Genomic DNA, 22,778 nt, shown 5'->3' on the forward strand with positions numbered 1-22,778 from the left:
GTCCTTACTGGTTGGTGAGCGAAGCACAGGGGTCGTCCCGCTGGGCCGTGGGCACGGTGCGGGTTTCATCGAAGGGCGTGTCGGTCCCGGCCTCGACAAAGCCGATGGAGTGCGTGCTGACGTCGGGTGCGGCCCGGGCGATCATCGCGGGGATGCCCCAGTCGGTGCGGGCGTGGCCGTTTCCGGCGATCACGACGATAGGCGCGCCGTGGGTGTCGAGCGCGTCGAGTGCTGCGCGGGCGAACACCGCGTCGCGGTAGCGTTGCACGGCGACCATCCCGGCCATCATGTCGCGTGGCATGGCCTCGCAATGGGCGGAGAATTGCATCTCTTCGCGCAAGGCCTGTTGATCGTCGGGCAGGGGCGTGTCCAGGCCAAAACGCGCGGCGTCGGTGCCGAAGATCTTGGCGGCACCCTCGGTATAGACCGTGCGCACGCTGTCGCGCGGGGCGGCGGCGCCGATGATCGTTACGCCCTCCAGAGCATCGAAGATGGGGGCGTAGAGGTCGAAATCGCTCCAGCCGCTGGCTGTCCATGCCTCTTCGGCCAAAGACCGGTCGGTATTGACGCGGGCACCCTCGCCAGCGGTCAGCATCTCGAAGACGACCGCGCTGGGCTGCAATTCGGAGATCGCAGCGGCCTGACCCAGATGGGCGTCGGGGTTGTCATGCACCTCGCCCAGGATGACGATATCCGCAGGGGCTTGCGCCAGCGCGGGCGCAGCAAGGCAGAACAAGAGCGTGGCAAGGCGCACAAGGTATCCTTTCAGGCAGAGGCCGCGTGCGGCAGTATATAGGGCACCCCGGCGGGCGGTGGAGAGCAAACACGCAGCTCGCAGCCATACGCCAGCGAGAGGGTTTCATCGGTCAGCACCTCGGCGGGCGTGCCGAAGGCCAGGCGCCGCCCTTCGGACAGGACGGCGACGCGGTCGGCAAAAAGGGCCGTCAGGTTCAGGTCGTGCATGACGGCAATCACGCCGCCGCCGGCGCGGGCGAAGGTACGGGCGATCTCCATCACCTGCAACTGGTGCGCGATATCGAGGCTGCTGACGGGTTCGTCCAGCAACAGCCAGCGGGGGCGACCATGCTCGACCGGGCTCCAGACCTGGGCCAGAACGCGGGCCAGCATGACGCGCTGCGCCTCGCCGCCGGACAGCTCTTGAAAGGTGCGGTTGGCGTAATGAGCGAGGCCGACGCGGGAGAGGGCCTGCATGGGCACCTCGGGGCGGTCGCCGGCGGTGCCCGATTGCAGGCCGAGGCGCACCACCTCGATTACCGTGAACGGGAAGGCCAGGCGCGCCGCTTGAGGCAGGACCGCACGTTCGGAGGCCAGTTCCCACGGTTTCATCGCCGCTATGTCGCGGCCGTTCAAGCGGACCGCGCCGGTATGGGGCAGGGAGGCCGTCATCGCCCCCAGCAGCGTGGACTTGCCCGAGCCGTTGGGGCCGACGATGGCAGTGAACGCGCCGGGATCGGCGTTGAAGGAAACGCCGCGCAGGGCCTCGCGTGCGCCATAGGAGACGCGGATATTCTCGGCGATGAAGCTCATAGATCGGCAAGCCCCCGGCGTGTCAGCAGGATCCACAGGAAGACCGGCGCCCCGAGCACCGCCGTGACGATCCCGATGGGCAGTTCGGCAGGGGCGATCACGACCCGTGCGATGACATCCGCGAGGATCAGCAGGATGGCGCCAAGCAGCGCTGAGTTCAGAAGCAGCGTGCGGTGGTCCGGGCCGGAGGCGAGCCGCAGAAGGTGCGGTACGACGATGCCGACGAAGCCGATGCCGCCAGAGACGGCGACGGCGGCACCGGTGGCCGCCGCGACAGCGAGGATCGCGATGGATTTCAGGCGCTGGACGCTGACGCCGATATGGGCCGCCGTCGCCTCGCCCAGGGCCAGCCCGTTCAGGCCGCGCCCCAGCGTCAGCGCGGCGCCTAGCGCCAGCAGGATCATCGGCCCCGCCGTCAGCACCTTGGCCCAGCTGGCCCCTGCCAGAGAGCCCAAGCCCCAGAAGGTCAGGTCGCGCAATTGCGTGTCGTCGGCGATATAGACCAGAATGCCCGACACCGCGCCGGCCAGCGCCCCGAGCGCGATGCCCGCCAGCAGCATCGTGGCCACAGACGTGTGTCCGTGGCTCGTGGCGACGCGGTAGAGCAGGAGGGTCGAGCCCCATCCACCGAGAAACGCGGCGAAGGGCGTCAACTGGTTGCCGGTGAGGGTATTGACCCACGGCGGCAGGAGCCCGCCCAGCACGATGGCGAGGATGGCCCCCAGCCCGGCGCCGGCACCCACGCCGACGATACCGGGATCGGCCAACGGGTTGCGAAAGAGCCCCTGCATCGCGGCCCCCGACACCGCAAGTGCCGCACCGACAAGGCCGCCCATGGCAAGGCGCGGCAGGCGGATATCCCACAGCACGACGCGATCCATCCGGGTCAGCGCCTCGCCCTGCGCCAGCTTGGCCGCGAGGTTCGAGAGGCTCACGTCGGTCGCGCCGACCTGAAGGCTGGCGAGGGACACGAGGATCAGCGCGGCCGCCAGCGCCCAATGCAGGGCGCGCGCGCGGGATGCGCGGTCACGTGGGGCGGCGTCGATATCGGTGACGGCGGCCATGGTCTAGCTGTCCGTGCCGTAAAGCGCGGCGTTGAGCTGGCGGATACCAGTCGCGGTGCGGGGGCCGAAGCCCAGCAGCAGAAGGCCGTCCATGCGCACCACTGTACGGTCCTGTGCCGCGGGCGTCAGGCGGATCGCGGGCATGGCAAAGAGCGTATCATCGTCGGCTGCATGATCGCCGGTGCGGTCCATCATCAGGATCACGTCAGGTGCGGCCGTGCCTATCGCCTCGTCGGTGACCTGCTTGTAGCCTTCGAATTCAGAGATCGCATTCACGCCGCCGGCCATGCGGATGATCGCGTCGGCGGCGGTGCCGGTGCCCGAGGTGTTGATCCGGCCGCCTTGGGTCGACAGCACGAAAAGCACGCGCTTCTTGTCGGCCTCGGGGCGGCGGGCGTCCTCGATGGCCGCCTGCATCTCGGCCTCGACCTCGGCGGCGAGCGCATCGGCCTGCTCGGGCACGCCAAGCGCGTCGCCCACGATGTCGATCTTGCGCAGGATGCCGTCGGTGGTCAGGGCGTCGGGCACCTCGACGAACTCGACATCGGCGGCACGGATCACGTCCAGCGCCTCGGGCGGGCCGGCGCCTTCGCCTGCGATGATGAGGGAGGGGCCAACCGACAGAACGCCCTCGGGCGAGAGCGCGCGCATGTAGCCCACGTCGGGCAGGTCCTGCACCGAGGGCGGGTAGGTCGAGGTGGTGTCGCGCGCCTTCAGCCGGTGGTCCTGCCCCAGCGCGACGACGATCTCGGTCACCGCGCTGCCGATGGACAGGATCTCGGCATGTGGATTGGCGGGGGTCTCGGCCTGCTGCGCGCTGACGGCCAGCGCAACGAAGGCACCGACCATCGACGTGCAGAGCGTGGCGATCGCGACGCTTTTCGACTTTCCGCACATCATGCCGGCACCTCCTCGAGCGAAGGCAGGTCCGCGACGATCCGGCCCCATTCGGGCCGCGAATCGCGTCCTTCCTTGCCCAGCCCGAAGGTCTGGAAGATCAGGCCGCCTTCGGCATCGAAAGCCTCGACCGAGATGGCGGGGCCGCGTTGGGTGGGTTTTTCGACCGCCCAGACCTCGGCCACCTTGTCACGCCGCAGGTGCAGGTTGAATCCGGGATCTATCACGTTCTGCCACGGTCCCATCGGGCGCAGGTTGCGGATCGGGCCGGAATGGATCTGGATGCAGCCGCGGTTGCCGACGAAAAGCATGATCTCGATCCCGGAATCGCGTACGGCGTGCAGCATCGCATCGACCGCGGTGGGATCGAGCTGTCGCACGAAGGGCGCGCCCGCGATGCGATAAGCGCCCAGCCGGTTCATCTTCAGCTTCGAGCACAGGCGCAGGAATTGGTGCGTGTCGGTCAGGCGCGCCCATTCCTCGCGCAGGATGTCGAGCTTGTCGGGCCGCGATTTTGGTGCTTCGACGGGTTGTCGCTGCGCGACTGTCTGACCTTCGGCCTGAGTCTCGTGCGCGAGGCCGCCCGTGATGCCTGCCCAGGCATCATGATGCGAGGTGTCACGCAGGTGGATCTTGTGCACGGCGTCGCCGGCGGCGTCGAACACCTGGAGCGACCGGCGCGGGCCTTCATCCGACGGGGTTTCCACGGCGAAGGCGTGAACCCAGTGCGACTGGAAAATCCGCAGGTCGATATCCTCGGTCAGGGTCATCGCGGCATGTTCGCCGGGATGGTAGTTGCCGTATTCGCCCACCTTTTCGTGCACGCAGGCCTCGACCCGGGTCAGGGCCATGACCTCGCCCAGCTTCTCGGCGGCGGGGATGATCCGGTCGGGATGCGCGGCAATCCGCACCGTGCCGCGACCGACATGGGCGGCGACAAGCTCGGCCTCGGAAATCCCGAGGGCGTCGGCCTGATCTCGGGTGCGCATCTTGGGGTTCTCGGCCTGGAAGGCGCGTATCGAAGCGGGGGTGGGGGCAGATCGCTCGCTCATTGGGCATCCTCGGAGTGAAGGTGGGTCCGATGGCTTGGCTCGCGATGCATTGGAGCGTGGCTGTCGATAAATTACTTGACTGTTTTACTTGGTTATGAGTAACGGTGCAACCCATCGTGGTGACCTTCACCGCAAACCAATCAATCTACCGCGCCAGCCCTTCGCAAGCACCGGTTACAAACGTGCAACAAGGATGGCGTTCATGCTTACCACATTCATGCGTGGGACGACCGCGCTCGTCTGCCTGTCCCTGGCCGGAACGGCCATGGCGCAGGACGAGCCCGGCTTTCTGGGGACCCTGGTCCTGACACCCGGCAAACGGGACCTGACATTCGGCACGGCGCTGCCGCGGACCGTTGTCGACGAAGAGGAAATCAAGGACCGGCAGGCCAGCACCGTCGCGCAGCTGATCGACTCGGTTCCCGGCGTGACGTTGGTGAACGGCACCACGCCGCAGGGGTCGGGGATCAACATCCGCGGGTTCGGGGCCAACACCACTTACGGTTCGGACCAGAAGATCGCGGTGCAGATCGACGGCGCCTCGGTCGGGTCGGAAGAGATCTATCGGCTGGGCACGCAGCTTTTCACCGATCCGCTGCTCTACAAGGAAGTCGAGGTGATCCGCGGCACGATCGGCAGTTTCGCCTATGGCTCGGGTATCGTGGGGGGCGTCGTGAAGCTGGAGACAAAGGACGCGTCGGATTTCACCGGCGGGGTGCCCGGGTTTGGCGGGTCGCAGACGCTGGAGTTCAGCTCGAACGGACATGGGTTCACCAGTTCGACGAACCTTGCGTGGATGCCCGCCGAGGGGGCCGAGTTCCTGTTGAACTACACCTGGCGCGAGCAGGGCACGCTGGAGGCCGGGGACGGTACGAAGATCGGCAACAGTTCGTTCGAGACGCCGTCCTTCCTGGCCAAGGCCCGGTTCACCTTTGGTCAGGACGATGCGCATTCGCTGATGTTCAGCCATTCACGGACCGAGGCCGACGACAAGGACGTGCCCTATGACCAGTTCCAGACGACATCGGGCGACTTTGGCCGGGTCGACCGCATCACCGACACGAAACAGACGACCGTCGAATACCGCTTCAACCCGGTCAACGACCTGATCGACCTGCGGGCGAACCTGTCCTATGCCGACCAGAAGATCGACACGACCTATATCGACGGAAGCTCGCCCTTCCAGGGCGGACAGCCCGTGGCGGTGTTCTGCGCCAATCCGTTCTTTGGCGTGATCTGTGCCGACAACCGTTACGAGACGACCAAGCTGACCCTCTCGAACCGGGCGCTGTTCACGACGGGGCAGGTCGAGCATGACATGCTGGCCGGGATCGAAGGCATCCACAAGAAGCGCCTTGACGCGGCTGCGGCACCAGGCGGCACGGATGACCGGTTTGCCGCCTTCGTGGTGAACGAGATGACGATCGGCCCGGTGACGGTAACGCCGGCGCTGCGCTATGAAAGCTCAAGGATCGAAAGTTCGGCGCCGCTGGCCGGGGTGCCCGACAGCTACAGCAACGATGCGCTGATGGGGGGGCTGGCGCTGGCCTATGATTTCGGCAACGGGATCTCGGTGTTCGGCAGCGCCGCTTATACCGAAGGCCTGCCGCTGATCGATGACCTTGATTCCACGCCCACCTCGCAGCGCCGGCTGGCCATGACGGAAAAGTCGCACACGTTCGAGATCGGGGCCGCCTATACCGGCACCGACGTGTTCGCAGGAGGCGACTCGTTCACCGTGCGCGGCAACCTTTACCAGACGAAGCTGTGGGACATCACCACCTATACGGTGGCCGGAGCGACCGGGACCGACCTTGACGGCGTGACGACCGAGGGGCTGGAGCTTGAGGCGTCCTATGGCACGGCGGGCGGTTTCTATGTCGATTTCGCCGGGCATGTCGGCGAGGGGCGGGAATACAACCCCGACGGCACCTCCGATACCTGGCGCAATAGTGCGGCGGACCGGCTGCAACTGACGGTCGGCCAGCGGGTCGGTGACGACCTCGACCTCAGCTGGGAGATTGTGCATGTCGCCGACCGTTTCGACGCGCTGGGCGCGGATCTGGGCGACACGACGGTGCATAACCTTCGCGCCACATGGAAGCCCGAGACAAACTGGCTGGAAGACACCGAGGTGCGGTTCGGGATCGAGAATGCGTTCGACAAGAATTATGTCGGGCATCTGTCCTCACCCACGCGCAAGGCGCCGGGGCGGACGTTCAGGGTCTCGCTTACGCAGGCGTTCTGAGGCGGCGCTTGGTGCTTTGCCTCCGACACCTATCGAAAAGGGCCGGTTCGCGCAGGATCGGCCCATAGTGGCAAACAACCATTCGCAAGAGGGGCCACTGTTCGCTGTCCTTCCCAAGCGTCACTCACGGCCCAAGCTGGACTATGCAAAGTCTTCCGAACTCCTTTGAGCGTCTTGCCGGGACTGACGTCTCAGTCCGCGCAGCCGCTCCAATCCACAAGTGCGCCGGGGTTCATGATGTTTTTCGGGTCGATGGCCTGCTTGATCTGTCGGAGGAGGACCATCTTGCTGGCACTTGCATGCCGCTTCAGATCATTCCGTTTCAGGCGACCGATCCCGTGTTCGGCACTGATCGATCCGCCCAGTGCCAAAGTCGCTTCGTTGATCGCCTCCCGTACGCGGTTGGCGATGGCGGGGTGAGCTTGCAAAAAGTCGGCCTTGGCGATGCCCTCCGGCGGAAAGACGTTGTGGTGAATGTTCCCGTCGCCGATGTGACCATAGCTGTTCGTCCGCAGCCCTTCGTGAACGCCGGTGATCGCCGCATGCGTCCCCGACACGAACGCCTCGATCTGGCCGATCGGCACCGCGGTATCGCTGCTGCAAAACGCGCCGGTCTTGCGGTTGGCGTCGGGCGTATGCTCGCGCAGCGACCAGAGTGCGCTGCGCTGAGCTTCGGATTCGGCCATCACGACGTCGAGCATGAACCCCTTCTCGATACAGTCCGCCAGCGCCGCCTCGGTCTCATCCCGCACGCCCGGGTTCCCCGCGGCATCGATCAGCAGGTACCAATGATGATCCTCGGCAAAGGGTTTCCTCAGCGTCGGGAAATGCGCGCAAACGAGGTCCACGCCGAAACCGCTCATCAATTCCATCCCGTTCATGCGATTGCCGATGGCCGTGCGCAGGGTCCGCAGGGTCCGCAACGCATCCGCCGGTGACGAGATGGCGCAAAAGGCGGTCACGGCCTCCGGGTCGAGCGGTTTCAAGGTCAGGCTGGCGGCGGTGATGATGCCAAGGGTGCCTTCGCTGCCGATCAAGAGGTGCCGCAGGTCATAGCCTGTGTTGTTCTTGCGCAGGGGGCTCAACTCCTCCAACACGTCGCCCGACGGCATTACCGCCTCGATCCCCAGGCAAAGGTCGCGGGCATTGCCATGGCGCAGCACCTGGATGCCGCCCGCGTTGGTGGCCAGGTTTCCGCCGATTGTGCAACTGCCCTTCGACGCCATACTGAGCGGGAACATCAGGTCGTGTCGTGCGGCCTCGGCGTGGATGTTTTCCAGCACGCAGCCGGCCTCGGCGACCATCACGAAATCATCCGGCGACACGCTGCGCACCCGGTTCATCCGCTCCAGCGACAGGATGATGGCCGCGTCGCTGTCCAGCGAAAGCTGTCCTGCGACCACGCCTGTGCCTCCGCCATAGGGAATGATCGCGATGCCGGCGGCGTTGCACAGCCGCACGATCTGTGACACCTGGTCGGTGGTTTCGGGCAGGACGACAACACAATCCTTGCCGGTGAAGCTGCCGCGTGGGTCTTCGTAATAGCGCGCGGCATCCTGACCGGACTTGCAGGCGGTCTCCCCGACGATCGCCCTGATATCATTCAGTGTTCTGTCATCCACGGTCTTGAACGCCACCAACTGCCCGGTGCTCCTGTCGTCTGATCCTCGTTCGGGCTCATTCTGTGGCAAAAGCGGCCTTTAGCAAGGCAAGATAATTTGCGATTATCTAAGCCATCTCTTTAGAAACCGTCCGCCCGCCATGGGCCTCGACAGTCTCGATGAGTTCGTCGAGGAACCGCTCGACCAGCCGGTATTTCGAGCAATCCGCCCGGCTCAGAATGCCTAATGTCCGAGACGGCGCCGTGGGCCCCAGCGACAGCTTGCGAAGGCTGCCGAAGATCGGGTCCGGAACGCAGAAATCCGGGCCGATCGACACGCCCAGATCATGCGCCACCATGCTCGCGATCGTGTCGAGAGAGCTCATCTCCATCATGTCGCGCACCTTCAGCCTGCGTCGCGCCAGCCAATCCTCGGCCATCACCCCGATGGCCGACAGCGCGCTGTGCCGGATGAAGGGTTTGGCGGACAGGATGCGCTCGGGGTCGGTTTCGGTTACTTCCACCGAGGTAAGCAGCACAAGCTTTTCCACCGCGAACGGCATCCAGGTCATCGTGGCCGGCGTCCGGCTTGGCTCGCTGACCAGCGCGGCGTCGACGGTGCCGGTCTCGACCATCTCCTGCAAGGTCGGGCTCAGCCCCGGCACCAACCGGATGCGCAGGTCCGGATACTGTCCAATCAGCCCCTTCATCGCCTTGGGCACAAGCCCGCGCAGTGTCGACGGCACCGCCCCCAGCACGATATCCCCGATCAGGCGCGGATCGCCGGTCAGGTCGTCGAGGATCGTCTCGTAGGAGGCGACGACCTCCTTGGCCTTGGGCACCATGGCGCGCCCCAGCTGGTTCAGGCGCGGGGACTTCTGCGAGCGGTCGAAGAGCGCCACGCCCAGCGTCTCTTCCAGTCGCTTCATCTGCTGGCCCACCGCCGCATGGGTGACGCAGACGCGGTCTGCCGCGGCATTGAAGCTGCCTTCCTCGGCGACGGCGATAAGGGTCTTGAATAGCGTGATCGACATGGCAGAACGCTTTCATAGCAGGACCAAAGGCGCGCTTTACTAAAGCAGAGATTTACAAATGAGAAAAGAATGTTGGTTTGTTAAAGCTTCTCTTATCGCGCAAGATCGTGGAACATGAACGCATCGAGGGGGAGGCCTGCGCGTGAGCATCGACGCAAAGATCGTCGCGGATCTGGTCAAGAACGACGTCAAACTGGTCACGACGGTCCCGTGCAAACAGCTTGCCGGTGTAATTGCCGAAATTGACCAATGCGAGGACATCCATCACATCCCCGCGAACAAGGAAGACGAAGGCATCGGCATCTGCGCCGGCGCCTTCATGGGCGGCAAGCGGTCCGCGATCATCATGCAGAACACCGCCCTGGGGGTGACGATCAACACGCTGGTGACGCTGACACAGTTCTACCGCATGCCGCTGCCCATGCTGATCTCCTATCGCGGAGAGTTGGGCGAGCCGGTGGCCTGCCAGGTGGAAATGGCGGTGCACACCAAGGCGCTGCTGAATCAGCTTCACATCCCGACCTATCACTTCCATCATGAATCCGACGCCGAAGAACTGGACCGGATCCTGGAATATACCTTCATGTGCAACAAACCGGTCGCGATCCTGACGGATGCCACCTTTTGGAAAGGGTACTGACATGATCCGATCTGACGTCCTGCGCACGCTGGTCCCGCTGATCTCGGATCATTTCGTGGTCTGCAATATCGGCCTGCCCAGCCAGGAATTGCACATGCTGGATGACCAGCCGACGAATTTCTACATGTTGGGCACCATGGGTCTCGCCTCGTCCATCGGGCTGGGCGTGGCCCTGGCCCAGTCGAAAAAGGTGATCTCGATCGACGGTGACGGCTCGGTCCTGACCAATTTCGGCACGCTGCCCACCATCGCCAACAACGTGGCCGACAATTTCATCCTGCTGATCATCGACAATGGCAGTTATGGCTCCACCGGCGACCAGCCGACTTATGCCGGCATGAAGACGTCGCTGGCCAGGGTGGCGGAGGCCTGCGGGTGCGAAAACGTCATCGAGTGCCAGGCCGAAGACTGCGCAGCCGTCATGAAAGACGCGCTGGACGGTGACAAGATGACCATAATCGTGTGCAAATGCGAAAGCGGGAACATCCCGGTTTCGGTCATCACGACCGATCCGGTGGTGATCCGCGACCGGTTCATGAACGCGTTGAAGGAGGCCAACGCATAATCAAGACGGCGAAAACGCCGATAGTAGGCAACTCTGGGAGGAATACATGCTGAAGAGAACATTTCTGAAGATGAGCGCGGCGCTGGCCGTGACCGCATCGCTGGCAACTGGTGCCGCTGCCGCCGAACTCAACGGGCCGGTCAACTATATCATCCCGTTCGGACCCGGGGGAGAGTCCGACATTTCCGCACGCTTTCAGCAACCGTTCTTCAAGGACACGTTCGGCCAGGACATGGTGATCTCGTACCAGCCCGGCGGCGGTGGCGCGGTCGCCTGGGCCACGCTTAACGGCCTCAGCGATGACGGTCAGACAATCATGGGCGTCAACCTGCCCCATATCATCATCAAGCCGGCGCAGAAGGATGTGGGGTTCAAGACCGAAGACCTGAACGTCTTCCACATGTTCCACTTCACGCCGGATGCGATCATCGTGCGGGCCGACAGCCCCTACCAGACGCTTGAAGACCTGGTCGAGGACGCCAAGGCGAATCCGGCGCAGGTCACCATGTCGGGCTCGGGCAAGGCCACAGCGAACCACCTTGCGCATATCAAGTTCGACAAGATGGCCGAAATCCAGACCACCTACGTTCCCTTCAAGGGCACCGGCGCGGCCGTGACGGCTCTGCTTGGCAACCAGGTCAAGGCGGAGTGGGGCTATTCCACCGTCGCCGCGACGCAGGGCGAAGAAGTTCGCATGCTGGCCGTCGCGATGGAAGAACGTCATCCGCTTTTCCCGGATGTTCCGACTTTCAAGGAGCTGGGCTATGACATGGTGGGCGGCGCCTATCGCGGGATCGCCTTGCCCAATTCCGCCAGCGACGAGGTCACCAAAATGTGGTCTGACATGATCGCCGAAATCAACAACGACCCCGAGTTCCGTCAGCAGATGCTGGATAACGGCTTTGCGATGCTGGATGTCGAGGCGGACGGCATGGACGATTTCATGGCCGCGCGCAGCGAGGAATATCTCAGCGATGCGCGCGAAGCGGGACTGATCGAATAAGCTGACCGCGCGCAAAGGCCCGACACATGGAATTCGGTCACTTCCTGTCCGCCCTGACACCCTTCAACCTGGTCCTGGCGTTGTTCGGTGTCGTGGCGGGCACGATCGTCGGCTCGATTCCGGGCCTTACCGCAACGATGGCGCTGGCCGTGCTGGTGCCGATCACGTTCAGCATGGATCCCGCCTCGGCGCTGATTCTGCTGGGGGCGATTTATACCGGGGCAATCTATGGCGGGGCCTACGCGGCGATCCTGCTGAACACGCCCGGCACGCCCTCGGCAATCGCCACCACGTTTGACGGCTACCCCATGGCGAAGCGCGGGGACGGCGACCTCGCGGTGGCACTCGCCTGCTTCGCCTCGGTTGTCGGTGGGCTTGTTGGGGCGTTCTCGCTCCTGCTGCTGGCGCCGCCCCTGTCGAAGGTGGCGCTGGCCTTCGGGCCGATCGAGTATTTCTGGCTGTCGATCTTCGGTCTCTCACTGATCGCGTCGCTGTCCACCGGGAACCTGATGAAGGGGCTGGCGGGTGGCGCCTTCGGCATGCTGCTTTCCACCGTCGGCGTGGCCGAGGTTTCGGCCGATATCCGGCTTACCTTCGGCAGCCAGATCCTGGTCGGCGGCTTCGGCGTTATCGGCGCGCTGATCGGGCTTTACTGTATCCCGGTGCTGATCGACCTTGTTGCGACGCCCGACCGCCACCTCAAGATGGAAGAGGACGTGCGCTCGGTCCGCATCGGCGAGGCGTTCCGCATCGCGACGCGCTCCAAGTTCAACCTGATCCGGTCGTCGGTCATCGGGACCCTGATCGGCATCCTGCCCGGCGCGGGCGGCTCGGTCGCTGGGCTCGTCGCCTATTCCGAGGCCAAGCGCACCGGCAAGCCCGACCAGAAATTCGGCGAGGGCGAACCCGACGGCATCCTCGCGACCGAATCCGCCAACAACGCCACCGTGGGCGGCGGCTTTATCCCGACGCTGGTTCTGGGCATTCCCGGCACGCCGCCCGATGCCATCGTGCTTGGTGCCCTGCTGGTGCAGGGTGTACGTACCGGCCCCACGATGTTCACCCAGAGCGGCTCTATCGTCTTTACCTTCATCTACGGCCTGCTGATCGCCACCGTCCTGATGCTGCCCGCGGGCCTTCTGATCGGGCGCTACGCTTACAAGTCGATCGTGAATATCCCCAAGGCCGTGCTCGTGCCGACGGTGGGTTTCATGACCATCATCGGCACCTTCTCGATCCGCAACAGCGTCACTGACGTGATCCTGATGCTGGGCCTCGGCGTCTTTGGCTGGGTCGTGGGACGCTTCGGCTTCGCCGCCTCGCCCATCGTGCTGGGCTTGATCCTGGGCCCCATTGCAGAACAGGGTTTCGTACAGGGCTGGACCATCGGTTCGGCCACGGGCAACCTCTTCGGCATGTTTTTCGGGCGTCCCATCTCGCAGGGGATTATCGCATTCACGCTGATCACCCTGTTTCTGCCGCTCTACACGGCCAGGCGGCGCCGCAAGAAAGCACGGGAGCAGACCTGATGCCAGACCAGCAACGCCACCGGGAAGGCCATATCGGATCGCTGGTGATTTCCGCGCTTTTCGTGATCATGGGGATCGTCGCGCTCTATGACACCACGGGGTATTCCGACCGTGACAGCCAGGTGTTTCCCCGCACCGTCGCGATCCTGATGATCCTGACGGCCGGGCTGTCGCTGGTCACGCGCTTCCTGCATCCGAGCGATAGCGGCGGCTTCGGAACCGGCACCTGGTGGCGCAGGGTCTTGTTGATGGTGGCCATGTTCGCGGGATGCCTCGCCATCCCTCATATCGGCTTTCTGGCCAGTGGCGCCATCGCCTTCGCGGGCGGCCTCGTCGCGGCGATGCATGACAAATGGACGCCGATGACTGCAATGCTCTACGCTGGCAGTGGCGCGGCGGTCATGATCGCGTTCTTCGCTCTTTTCCGCTACGTTCTGCACGTTCCGCTGCCGTGATATTAGGCCTCCGCTTACCAAGCGTACGTGCCAGAAACCAAGGCGACAGCAAGCCCGAACAAGGAACACGCCCATGAAAATCGTTGATATCCGTGAGGTGACCAAGCCGATCTCGTCACCCATCCGCAATGCCTATATCGACTTCAGCAAGATGACGGCGAGCCTGGTGGCCGTCGTGACGGACGTGGTCAGGGATGGACGCCGGGTGGTCGGCTATGGCTTCAACTCCAATGGCCGTTACGGCCAGGGCGGTCTCATCCGCGAGCGCTTCCGCGACCGCATCCTCGAGGCAGAACCCGCATCGCTCCTGAACGACGAGGGCAGCAATCTGGACGCGCACAAGGTCTGGGCGGCCATGATGCAGAACGAAAAGCCGGGCGGCCACGGCGAACGCTCGGTCGCGGTTGGCACCATCGACATGGCCGTCTGGGACGCAATTGCCAAGATCGAGGAAAAGCCCCTGTTCCGCCTGCTGGCCGACCGCAAGGGGCGCGAGGCGGACCCGCGCGTCTTCGTCTATGCCGCCGGTGGCTACTACTATCCGGGCAAGGACGACACCGCGCTTTGCAATGAGATGCGCGGCTACGTCAACCGCGGCTACAACGTCGTGAAGATGAAAATCGGGGGCGCGTCCATCGACGAAGACCAGCGCCGGATCGAAGCGGTGCTGACGGAGATCGGAACCGAGGCGCAACTGGCCGTGGATGCCAACGGGCGCTTCGATCTCGAGACCGCGATCTCCTATGCCAAGATGCTGCGGCAATACCCGCTCTTCTGGTTCGAGGAAATCGGTGATCCGCTTGACTATCAGCTTCAGGCCGCGATGGCTGAATTCTATCCCGGTCCCATGGCGACCGGTGAGAACCTGTTCTCGCATCAGGATGCGCGCAACCTGTTACGCCATGGCGGGATGCGGCCCGACCGGGACTGGCTGCAATTCGACTGTGCGCTGTCCTACGGGCTTGTCGAATACCTGCGTACGCTCGATGTTCTAAACGAACTCGGATGGTCGCCGTCGCGCTGCATCCCGCACGGCGGCCACCAGATGTCACTGAACATCGCGGCTGGGCTCGGTCTGGGCGGCAACGAAAGCTACCCGGATCTCTTCCAGCCCTACGGCGGCTTCCCAGACGGGGTGCAGGTCGAAAAGGGGCACATCCTCATGCCTGAACTGCCCGGTATCGGCTTTGAAGGCAAATCCGACCTGATAGAAGTGATGCGCGCGCTGGCAGAATGAATTCATTCAGGCGTTCAGCCAAATTAAGTTTAGACCGCATACCAATCGCACTCCCGTGAGTGCCGTGGCCACAGTGCCATAGCCTACATCGATGAGCGAAAGATTTAGCCGATGCCACTGCGCCATGTGAACCATCAGTATCCACGGGCGACGAAGATGAGGCCCATACCCATCCCGGCAACCCCAGGGGCAGGTTCGATGCTGTGCAGCACCCATAGAGCAAAACCGTATAGAGCGAGCGGGGCCGCGTAAGGCATCGCGGAATGGTGCCGTTCGCATGTTCCGCCCGGGCCCCCGAGCCGCGGCCTCTTGCCAAGAGACGTAAGAGGTCCCGGGTCTGGCCCGGGACGGGTGTTCGGAGAGGTATTCCCGGAACGCTGAAGGTTGGGTGCAGGTCGAGACGGGGATGTGCCGTCAGCGGTCGGCGGGTTCGAGGATTTCCGCGAGTTTCAGTCGCTGGATCTTGCCCGAGGGGCCTTTGGGCAGTTCGTCGAGGAAGTGGATCTCGTCGGGGGATTTGAACGCGCCGAGACGGTCGCGGCAGATATCGATCAGGTCGGCGCTCTTGAGGGTGGAGCCGTCGCGAACGCGCACCGCCGCCTCGACGGTTTCGCCATAGGTGGTGCAGGGCCTGGCGAAGGCGGCGGCCTCGATCACATCGGGATGGGTGTAAAGCGCCTCGTCCACTTCGCGGGGGGCGATGTTTTCGCCGCCCTTGATGATTAGTTCCTTGAGGCGCCCGGTGACGAAGACGTAGCCTTCGGCGTCCATGCGGGCGAGGTCGCCGGTGCGCAGCCAGCCGTTGCGGAACGTGTCGCGGGTGGCTTGCGCGTTTTTGAGATAGCCCTGCATCACGTTGGCGCCGCGCACGGTGATTTCGCCCTCCGTATCCGCGGGTACGGGGGCGCCGGTCGTGTCCTGGATCTGGATGTCGCAGCCATAGGCGATGCCCGAGGAGCCGATCTTGCGTGTGGCGGGGGGCAGTGGGTTGGAGAGGATCTGGGCGGCGGTTTCGGTGAGGCCCATGGTTTCAATGAGGGGCACGGAAAAGCGGCTCTCGAAGGCGGATTGCGTCTCGACCGCCAGCGCCGAGGAGGCGGAGCGACCGAAGCGAAGGCGGTTGCGGACCTCCGGGCTGGGCTCGTCAGTGCCGTGCAGCAGGTGCGAGATGATGGTTGGTACGGCGGAGAACCACGTGACCTGGGCCTGTGCCGCCTGATGCCAGAAGCGGGAGGCGGAGAACTTCGACGTGACGGCGAGGGAGCCGCCTGAGACAAGGCTGCCCATGACGGTCACGCAGAGGCCGTTGATGTGGTAGATCGGCAGAATGCAGAAGCCGCGGTCCGCCTGGGAGAGGTCGTGGGCGATGGCGGTGGTCCAGCCCCCGGCCAGAAGGCTGGCATGGGTGTGCAGCACACCCTTGGGGCGGCCCGTGGTGCCCGAGGTGTACATCAGGAGAGCATGGTTGTGGGGGGCGACATCGTGCAGGTCGGCGTCAGCCTGTTCGGAAAGGGCGACGGGAATGACGCTGGTGGCGTTGGCGGCGGCGAATTGATCGGCACAGGCGTCGTGAACGAAGCCGAAGCGGGCCTCGGAATGCTCGAGCGCGTAGGCTATGGCATCGCGGCCTGCCGCGAGGTTGATCATGGTGGCGCGGAAGCCCCCCGCAAGCGCGCCGTAAAGGGCGGTGAGCCCGTCGCGGCTGTTGGGGGCGACGATGGCGACGCTTTCGCCGCGGGCCGCGCCACGGGCTGTCAGTGCCCGGGCGAAGGCGAGGGCGGCGTCCCGCAGGGCAGGCCAGTCGAGGCGGGTTCCGTCCTCGGGGAAGACGATTGCGGTGCCGCCCCGATCCGCGCGGGCGGCAAGCCAGTCACGAACGGTGCCTTCGGGCGGTGTGTCGCAGCGCAGCTTCATTGGCCGGTGGCTTTCCAGTAGTCGGAGAAGATATCCTCGAGCGTGGGCTCGTTGGCTGGAATTTCGCGCACGATCTTGGTCGATTGCAGGAAATGCTTCCAATGGACGTTCTCGTCTATGGAGTTGCCGCCCCAGCTGCCACAGCCCATGGAGAGCGAGAAGGGCATGCCGTTGGTGAAGGCGCCTCCGGTGGCGAAGGTATGAGCCTGGTTGACGATGATGCGGCTGGTGGGGATGGCGCGGGCCAGCGTCATAGGGCGCGTGTCGTCCGTGCTGTGCAGGCCGACGGAGTGGCCCGCGCCCTGAAACAGCTGGATGTCGCGCGTGATGCGGAGGGCGTCGCCGAAATCCTTCGCTGAATAGAGCGCAAGCACGCGGCTGAGTTTCTCACCCGAGAGCGGGTTTTCCGGGCCGATGCGGGCGGTGGGCACGGCGATATACTCGGTGCCCTCGGGGACCTTGCCCGACAGTCCCAGCGCGTCGATCATCTTGTCGGCGTCCTGGGCGATGACCTCGCGGTTGAGATGCCCGTCGGGCCAGAGGGCGGCGAGGACGGCGGCCTCGTCCTCGACCGTAGCGCCGCCCGCGCGTGCCATGGCGGCGAGGAAGGCGTCGCGCACGGCCTCGACCACAACGACCGAGTTCTCGGACGAGCAGGACGTGGCGTTGTCGAAGGTCTTGGACGCGCGGATCTTTTCGGCGGCGGCGTCGAGATCGGCGGTTTCATCGACGATGACGGTGACGTTGCCCGCCCCCACGGCGACGGCGGGTGTGCCGGAGGTCTGGGCGCGGTGCACGTTGTTCTGGCTGCCGGTGGCGACGACCATGTCGCAGGTTTCCATGAGGCGCTGTGTTTTGTCCTTGGAGCCGGGCGCGGGGACCATGCCGACAAGGTCGGGATCCTCGCCGATCTTGGCGAACTCGGCGTGGATGAATTCGAGCAGTTTCTCGCAGCTGGGCACGCCCTTGGGCGAGGGGGCCACGACGATGGCGTTGCCGCATTTCAGCGCGTTGATGATGTTGTTGGCGGGCGTGGCGGCGGGGTTGGTCGAGGGCACGATAGCGGCAACCACGCCCTTGGGGCGGGCGATTTCTGTGATGCCGGTGGCGGCGTCGTCGCGGATGACGCCATAGGTGGTGACGCCCTTTATGTCGCGCATGAGACCCAGAGTCTTGCGGTGGTTCTTGGTGATCTTGTCGGGCACGTTCCCGAGCCCCGTGGTTTTCACGGCGAGTTCAGCCAGTTCCCGGTTGCGGTCCGGTTCCATGATTGCCCATGCGACGGCCTGTGCGGCGCGGTCGTAGCGCTGTTGGCTGCCTTCGGCCTCGTACCGGCCTTGGGCGGCGCGGGCGCGGGCGATGATGGCATCCAGGTCTGCGATGGGGTCAGGGGCGTTCATGATGCAAAACCTTTCTGGTGAGGAGCGCGCAATTGATGGCGCGCGCCCCGGTGGCATGGGTGGTCAGAGACCGGAGAGCAGTTCCTTGAGAGTTTCCTCGCGGGCGGCCCACATCTCGATCACCTCGTCGCGGGTCATGACGTGCATGGGCGAACCGCCCGCTTCCATCTTTCCCTTCACGCGATCGTTCTCGAACATGGTGGGGACGATCTCGGCCAGCTTGTCGATGATCGGCTGGGGCGTGCCCTTCGGCACCATCACGCCGCGGAAATTGACCGAGGCGTTGTCGATGTCATAGCCCTGTTCCTTCATCGTCGGAACATCGGGCAGGAAGTCGCTGCGCTCGTTGTCGAAGACGCCGAGGATCTTGACGTTGCCGGCCTTTTCGGCGCGAAACGCGTCGGACAGGTTGTTGACCCCGCCCAGCACGTCGCCGGCAATGACGGCCTTCATGGCGCCCGCACCACCCGCGTTGTTGGGGATGTAGGCCAGTTTGACGCCCGCGGCCTTTTCAAGCTGAAGCGCCGCGATGTGGTGGCCGACATAGAGCCCGGCGCCGGAAAAGGTGAGGCCGCCGGGGTTTTCCTTGGCGTAGTTCACCACATCTTCCATGGAGTTGAACTGGCTGTCCGCGCCCACGACGAAAACCGCCGGGTCGGCGCCCCAGTTGGCGATCGGCTCGAAGCTGTCGGTGCTGTACTCGACGCCGCCTTCGATGGACTGAGCGATGAAGTGGGGCACGTTGTAGGCGCCCAGGGTGTAGCCGTCGGCATCGACCTGCGTCGCGAGCCAGTTCCAGCCGACGCGGCCGCCCGCGCCGGGCTTGTTGACGATGGCGATGGGCATCCCCAGAGCGTCTTCGTTGCCGGCCGTCATTGTGACGATGCGGGCCTGGAAGTCGGTGGCGCCGCCGGCGCCGTAGCTGACCATCATCATGACGGGGCGCTCGGGGTAGTTGTCCTGTGCCGGAGCGGCGCCGGCCAGGCCCATGAGCGCAATGGATGCGGCTGCAATCAGTTTCTTCATTGGTGGTTCCTCCCTTGGAAAGTTGTCTTTCGCTTCTTGGTTTTCAGAATAGGATCTCTCGCGGGGTGAAGACCCCGAGCAACAGCGCGAAGAGACCGTACATCACGGCCAGGAAACCGGCCGTGATCAGCACCCGTTTGACCCATGTGCGGATCTCGCCGTGTGGGGCGGGGTCGTAGAGGGACAGCAGGATGAAAAAGGCGATGGTGGACGCAGTGTAAAAGCCCAGTGTCTGCGCTGCCCAGAACACGTAGATCAGCATGACCACGATTCCGGGCAGTATGTTCAGGGTCGCGATGCGGCTGAGGCCGGGGCCCACCTTGGTCTTGCCCAGGAGCGCCTTGCCGAAGGTCCAGACGGCCAGCGCCACGAAGACCACCGAGATGATGCGCGGAAACAGGAAGGCGCGGGCGGGCTCGCCGGTGAAGCTGAGCCAGGCAACCCAGATTCCGACAAGCGCGACCAGACCGCTGGCGAGGATGTGCTGGGTGCGGGGCAGGTTGGTCATGACGGCTGCTCCTCGCGTTCGAGTGTGTCTTCCTTGCTGAGGTAGCGCCGTTGGCGCAGCTCCATCCAGACCGAGTAGGCGATGGAGGCCAAGACGATGGTGATCAGCGTGAGGTTCAGCGCGCCGGTAAAGAAATAGCCGGCCATGCTGGAGGTGGCGTTGGCGATCATGGCGCCTTGCACGAAATTGGCCTCGGCGATGGGGCCGAGGATGAGGCCAAGCACTAGCGGCGCGGCCGAGAAGCCGAAGCGTTCGAGGAAGTACATCCCGGTGCCGAGGGCGGCCATGATGTAGACATCGCCCATGGAGTTCTGGACCGAGTAGCTGCCGAAGACGGCGAGGGCCAGCACCACGGCGGCCATAACCGCGTTGGGCACCTGGGCCACGCGGGCGGCCAGCCCGGCCACGTAAAGCCCGAATATGCACATCAGTATCTGGCCGATCAGCATCGAGTTAATGAAGGTCCAGGCGACATCGGGATAGTTCTCGAACAGGTCGCTGCCCGGGAAGATGCCGTGGATCAGCAGGCCGCCCAGCAGTACCGCCGCGGTCGGCGAGCCGGGGATCGACAAGGTCAGCAAAGGCACCAGAGAGGGACCGACCATAGCGTTGTTGGCGCTTTCGGCGGCGATCACGCCTTCGCTGTGGCCGGTGCCGAATTTCTTTTGCTCGCGACTGGTCTTGCGGGCCTGGTCATAGGCGACAAGCCCCGCGATCTGGCCACCGACGCCGGGGATCAGCCCGATGAACGAGCCGGTCATCGTGCCGATGCCGAGGGCGCGGGTGCGGCGGAAAACCTCGCGGATGGACCCCATGATGGGGCTTTTTTCGACTTTTATGACCTCGGCCCCATGCTGCTGCCGGCCTCTGGCGAACATGGTAATGACCTGCGGGATGGCGAAGAGGCCGATAAGAGCCGGGATGATGTTGATTCCTCCCGACACGCTGGAATGAAAGATGAAGCGCTGCGCACCCATCACGTCGTCAAAGCCGATGGTTGCGAGCCACAGCCCGATGCACCCCGACAGGAGACCCTTGACCACGGAGCTAGAATCGAGCGAGCCGATGACCGTGACGCCGAGGATGGCCAGCCAGAAGAGATGCGACGGTCCGAAGGCCAGCGCCCATTGGGCCAGCACTGGCGTCAGGAAAATCAACAGCAACACGCCGAAGACGCCGCCAATCGCCGAGGAGATGAAGGACAGTTGCAGCGCGCGGGCGCCTTGGCCGTTCTTGGCCATGGTATGCCCGTCGAGAGTGGTCGCGATGTTGGCCGGGGCGCCGGGAATCTTGAGCAGGATAGCACTGACCGCGCCGCCGGCGACCGTCGAGGTATAGGCCGCCCCCAGCAGGATCAGACCCTGCGTTGCGTCGAGCTTGAACGTGAAGGGGATCAGCAAGGCAACGGCCATGGTCGGCGACAGGCCCGGCGTGGCACCCAGGATCAGTCCGCCAATCGTGCCGATCAGCAGAAGCATGAAGTTGAATGGCGAGAATACGTCGCCGAAGTAGAGCAGGAACTCCAAGCCGTCACCTCCCAGTGGCTTGTCGCGTGAGGATTGAAAGGGTATGGAATGAAAATAATATTGCAAATGTTTTCATTTCTCCCTGCTGAAAACGACATATGTGTTTGAAAAAATGAAAAAAAAGACAGATATCATCGCCGTGGCAAGGGCCGCGCGGGTGTCGCCTTCGACAGTGTCTCGCAGCTTCAATCACCCTGATCTGGTGAAGGCGTCGACTCGGAAAAAGATCGATGCCGCGGTGCGGCAGTTGGGCTATATCCGCAACCGCGCCGCACAGACGATCCACGGCATTCGCAGCGGCACAATAGGGCTGATCGTGCCCACGGTGGACCAGGCGATCTTTGCCGAACTGATCCAGAGTTTTTCCGAGGCGGTGGAAAATCTGGGGTTTACCATCCTGCTAGCCTCGCACGGGTTCGACCTGGACCGGGAATATGCGCTGACGCGCAAGATGCTGGAGCATCGGGTTGACGGCGTGGCCCTGATCGGGATCGAGCACGCGCAGGACACGCTGGAACTGCTCGCGCAGCAGGACATGCCGACGCTGTTACTTTGGAGCTTCTCGCCGGACGCGGCGTTTCCCTGTGTGGGGGCGGACAATTACCAGGCTGGATACCTGATCGGGACGCATGTTGCTGCCCTGGGGCACAAGCGGGTTGCGGCGATTTTTCCGCCGCTTGGCGGCAATGACCGTGCGTCGCTGCGGTTTGCGGGCGTGACTGACGCGCTGGAGGCTGTGGGCTGTACCATACCCGAGGCGTGGCGGCTGGTGGCGCCCTACAGCGTGGCGACAGCGAAAAGCGCGGTGGAGGCGCTGATTGCAGAAGGCGACCTGCCGACGGCGATCGTCTGCGGCAATGACGTGTTGGCCTGGGGCGCACTGCACGCGCTGATGCGCGGCGGGATTCCGGTGCCGGGGCAGATGACGGTCACGGGGATTGGGGATTTCAACGGCTCGAAGGAGTTTGAACCGTCGCTGACCACGGTGCGCATCCCGGCGCGCACCATCGGCGCGAAGGCGGCAGAGGCCATCGTGCGGCTCACGACCTCGGAAGAGGAGGTCGACACGGGCGCGCTTATCCCGACGGAGATAATGGTTCGAGGGACCAGCGGCCCACCGGGCAAGGCCTGAGGCGCGCGGGCGTCGCGCGTCATGCGTGCGCCGAGAGGAACGTGTTGGTCACGACAAAGGCATCTTTGGCGGCCAGCGAAATGAGCATGAAGGCCATGTTGTACTTGCGCAGCATCGGGACGGTTCAATTTATGAGCCTCCATCTATCCGACTCGTGCACGGTTATAGGTAAATTGCGCAAACTCATGGGGACCGCGCATGTTTGTGCGCGATCCTCCTTGTGTGGTGAAATGAGTACGCCGGTCCAATGGTCGCCGTTCCGGCAAAGAAGCGCATTCCATGTGGATGGAAACATTGCTGGTCGGCTTGGTAGGGCACAGTTCGGCTGAACCCATGCTATCTGGTCCGGATTTTCGATTTACAGCTTCTACGCGGAACGGAGCAGGGGCGGTGCCTACGC

The 22,778-nt window shown here is 64.1% G+C and carries 20 protein-coding genes; 8 read left to right on the forward strand and 12 right to left on the reverse strand.

What is annotated here, in order from left to right:
- Positions 1 to 4: 4 nt before the first annotated feature.
- From RBB18_RS14235 to RBB18_RS14255, 5 genes are read right to left on the reverse strand one after another with little or no spacing between them, the layout of a single operon-like run.
- On the reverse strand, positions 5 to 754 hold the full coding sequence (locus tag RBB18_RS14235) for a ChaN family lipoprotein (RefSeq protein WP_306111196.1): 750 nt from the start codon (positions 752 to 754) through the stop codon (positions 5 to 7).
- Positions 755 to 765: 11 nt separating this feature from the next.
- Positions 766 to 1,548, reverse strand: a complete 783-nt coding sequence (locus RBB18_RS14240; RefSeq protein WP_306111197.1) for a heme ABC transporter ATP-binding protein — start codon at positions 1,546 to 1,548, stop codon at positions 766 to 768.
- On the reverse strand, positions 1,545 to 2,612 hold the full coding sequence (locus RBB18_RS14245; RefSeq protein ID WP_306111198.1) for an iron ABC transporter permease: 1,068 nt from the start codon (positions 2,610 to 2,612) through the stop codon (positions 1,545 to 1,547). Before RBB18_RS14245 ends, RBB18_RS14240 begins: the two co-directional genes overlap by 4 nt.
- Before the next feature lie 3 nt (positions 2,613 to 2,615).
- Positions 2,616 to 3,509, reverse strand: coding sequence for a hemin ABC transporter substrate-binding protein (locus RBB18_RS14250; protein WP_371931660.1), 894 nt, complete (start codon positions 3,507 to 3,509; stop codon positions 2,616 to 2,618).
- Positions 3,509 to 4,561: a hemin-degrading factor gene (locus RBB18_RS14255; protein ID WP_306111199.1), complete on the reverse strand. Its 1,053-nt coding sequence runs from the start codon at positions 4,559 to 4,561 to the stop codon at positions 3,509 to 3,511. Before RBB18_RS14255 ends, RBB18_RS14250 begins: the two co-directional genes overlap by 1 nt.
- A 202-nt stretch (positions 4,562 to 4,763) precedes the next feature.
- Here RBB18_RS14255 and RBB18_RS14260 point away from each other — a divergent pair, with 202 nt between their 5' ends.
- Complete coding sequence (locus RBB18_RS14260; RefSeq protein WP_103765024.1) at positions 4,764 to 6,809, forward strand: TonB-dependent receptor domain-containing protein; 2,046 nt, start codon at positions 4,764 to 4,766, stop codon at positions 6,807 to 6,809.
- Between the two features lie 191 nt (positions 6,810 to 7,000).
- Here RBB18_RS14260 and RBB18_RS14265 read toward each other — a convergent pair whose 3' ends face one another.
- Both RBB18_RS14265 and RBB18_RS14270 read right to left on the reverse strand, forming a co-directional pair.
- On the reverse strand, positions 7,001 to 8,446 hold the full coding sequence (locus RBB18_RS14265) for an FAD-binding oxidoreductase (protein WP_306111200.1): 1,446 nt from the start codon (positions 8,444 to 8,446) through the stop codon (positions 7,001 to 7,003).
- Between the two features lie 91 nt (positions 8,447 to 8,537).
- Positions 8,538 to 9,443, reverse strand: a complete 906-nt coding sequence (locus RBB18_RS14270) for a LysR family transcriptional regulator (protein ID WP_103764985.1) — start codon at positions 9,441 to 9,443, stop codon at positions 8,538 to 8,540.
- Positions 9,444 to 9,585: 142 nt separating this feature from the next.
- On the opposite strand from RBB18_RS14270, the gene comD reads away from it, so the two are divergent.
- The 6 genes from comD (at position 9,586) to RBB18_RS14300 (ending at position 14,872) form a co-directional block, all read left to right on the forward strand.
- Positions 9,586 to 10,083: a sulfopyruvate decarboxylase subunit alpha gene (comD, locus tag RBB18_RS14275; protein ID WP_103764984.1), complete on the forward strand. Its 498-nt coding sequence runs from the start codon at positions 9,586 to 9,588 to the stop codon at positions 10,081 to 10,083.
- Between the two features lies 1 nt (position 10,084).
- Positions 10,085 to 10,648, forward strand: coding sequence for a sulfopyruvate decarboxylase subunit beta (comE, locus tag RBB18_RS14280; RefSeq protein WP_103764983.1), 564 nt, complete (start codon positions 10,085 to 10,087; stop codon positions 10,646 to 10,648).
- Between the two features lie 46 nt (positions 10,649 to 10,694).
- Positions 10,695 to 11,651 carry a tripartite tricarboxylate transporter substrate binding protein gene (locus tag RBB18_RS14285; RefSeq protein WP_103764982.1) on the forward strand — a complete coding sequence of 319 codons (957 nt, stop codon included), beginning with the start codon at positions 10,695 to 10,697 and terminating at the stop codon, positions 11,649 to 11,651.
- Positions 11,652 to 11,677: 26 nt separating this feature from the next.
- Positions 11,678 to 13,180 (forward strand): tripartite tricarboxylate transporter permease, encoded by a 1,503-nt coding sequence (locus RBB18_RS14290; RefSeq protein ID WP_306111201.1) that lies wholly within the window; start codon positions 11,678 to 11,680, stop codon positions 13,178 to 13,180.
- On the forward strand, positions 13,180 to 13,635 hold the full coding sequence (locus tag RBB18_RS14295) for a tripartite tricarboxylate transporter TctB family protein (protein ID WP_103764980.1): 456 nt from the start codon (positions 13,180 to 13,182) through the stop codon (positions 13,633 to 13,635). Before RBB18_RS14290 ends, RBB18_RS14295 begins: the two co-directional genes overlap by 1 nt.
- Before the next feature lie 73 nt (positions 13,636 to 13,708).
- Positions 13,709 to 14,872 carry a mandelate racemase/muconate lactonizing enzyme family protein gene (locus RBB18_RS14300; RefSeq protein ID WP_103764979.1) on the forward strand — a complete coding sequence of 388 codons (1,164 nt, stop codon included), beginning with the start codon at positions 13,709 to 13,711 and terminating at the stop codon, positions 14,870 to 14,872.
- 414 nt (positions 14,873 to 15,286) lie between these two features.
- On the opposite strand, the gene RBB18_RS14305 is transcribed toward RBB18_RS14300, so the two are convergent.
- The 5 genes from RBB18_RS14305 to RBB18_RS14325 all read right to left on the reverse strand — a co-directional run bounded on the left by RBB18_RS14305 (position 15,287) and on the right by RBB18_RS14325 (position 21,246).
- Entirely contained in the window at positions 15,287 to 16,786 is a 1,500-nt protein-coding gene (locus RBB18_RS14305; protein ID WP_103764978.1) for an AMP-binding protein, read from the reverse strand.
- Complete coding sequence (locus RBB18_RS14310; RefSeq protein ID WP_306111202.1) at positions 16,783 to 18,186, reverse strand: aldehyde dehydrogenase family protein; 1,404 nt, start codon at positions 18,184 to 18,186, stop codon at positions 16,783 to 16,785. The genes RBB18_RS14305 and RBB18_RS14310 overlap by 4 nt, the downstream gene beginning before the upstream one ends.
- Before the next feature lie 63 nt (positions 18,187 to 18,249).
- Complete coding sequence (locus RBB18_RS14315) at positions 18,250 to 19,212, reverse strand: tripartite tricarboxylate transporter substrate binding protein (RefSeq protein WP_103764976.1); 963 nt, start codon at positions 19,210 to 19,212, stop codon at positions 18,250 to 18,252.
- A 43-nt stretch (positions 19,213 to 19,255) separates the two neighbouring features.
- Positions 19,256 to 19,720 (reverse strand): tripartite tricarboxylate transporter TctB family protein, encoded by a 465-nt coding sequence (locus RBB18_RS14320; RefSeq protein WP_103764975.1) that lies wholly within the window; start codon positions 19,718 to 19,720, stop codon positions 19,256 to 19,258.
- Positions 19,717 to 21,246: a tripartite tricarboxylate transporter permease gene (locus RBB18_RS14325; protein WP_306111203.1), complete on the reverse strand. Its 1,530-nt coding sequence runs from the start codon at positions 21,244 to 21,246 to the stop codon at positions 19,717 to 19,719. The genes RBB18_RS14320 and RBB18_RS14325 overlap by 4 nt, the downstream gene beginning before the upstream one ends.
- 112 nt (positions 21,247 to 21,358) lie before the next feature.
- On the opposite strand from RBB18_RS14325, the gene RBB18_RS14330 reads away from it, so the two are divergent.
- The gene (locus tag RBB18_RS14330; RefSeq protein ID WP_306111204.1) at positions 21,359 to 22,378 is read left to right on the forward strand and encodes a LacI family DNA-binding transcriptional regulator; all 1,020 of its coding nucleotides are present in this window, start codon (positions 21,359 to 21,361) and stop codon (positions 22,376 to 22,378) included.
- Positions 22,379 to 22,778 lie beyond the last annotated feature (400 nt).

The organism is Roseovarius sp. MMSF_3298 (assembly GCF_030733705.1).
Taxonomy (GTDB): domain Bacteria; phylum Pseudomonadota; class Alphaproteobacteria; order Rhodobacterales; family Rhodobacteraceae; genus Roseovarius; species Roseovarius confluentis.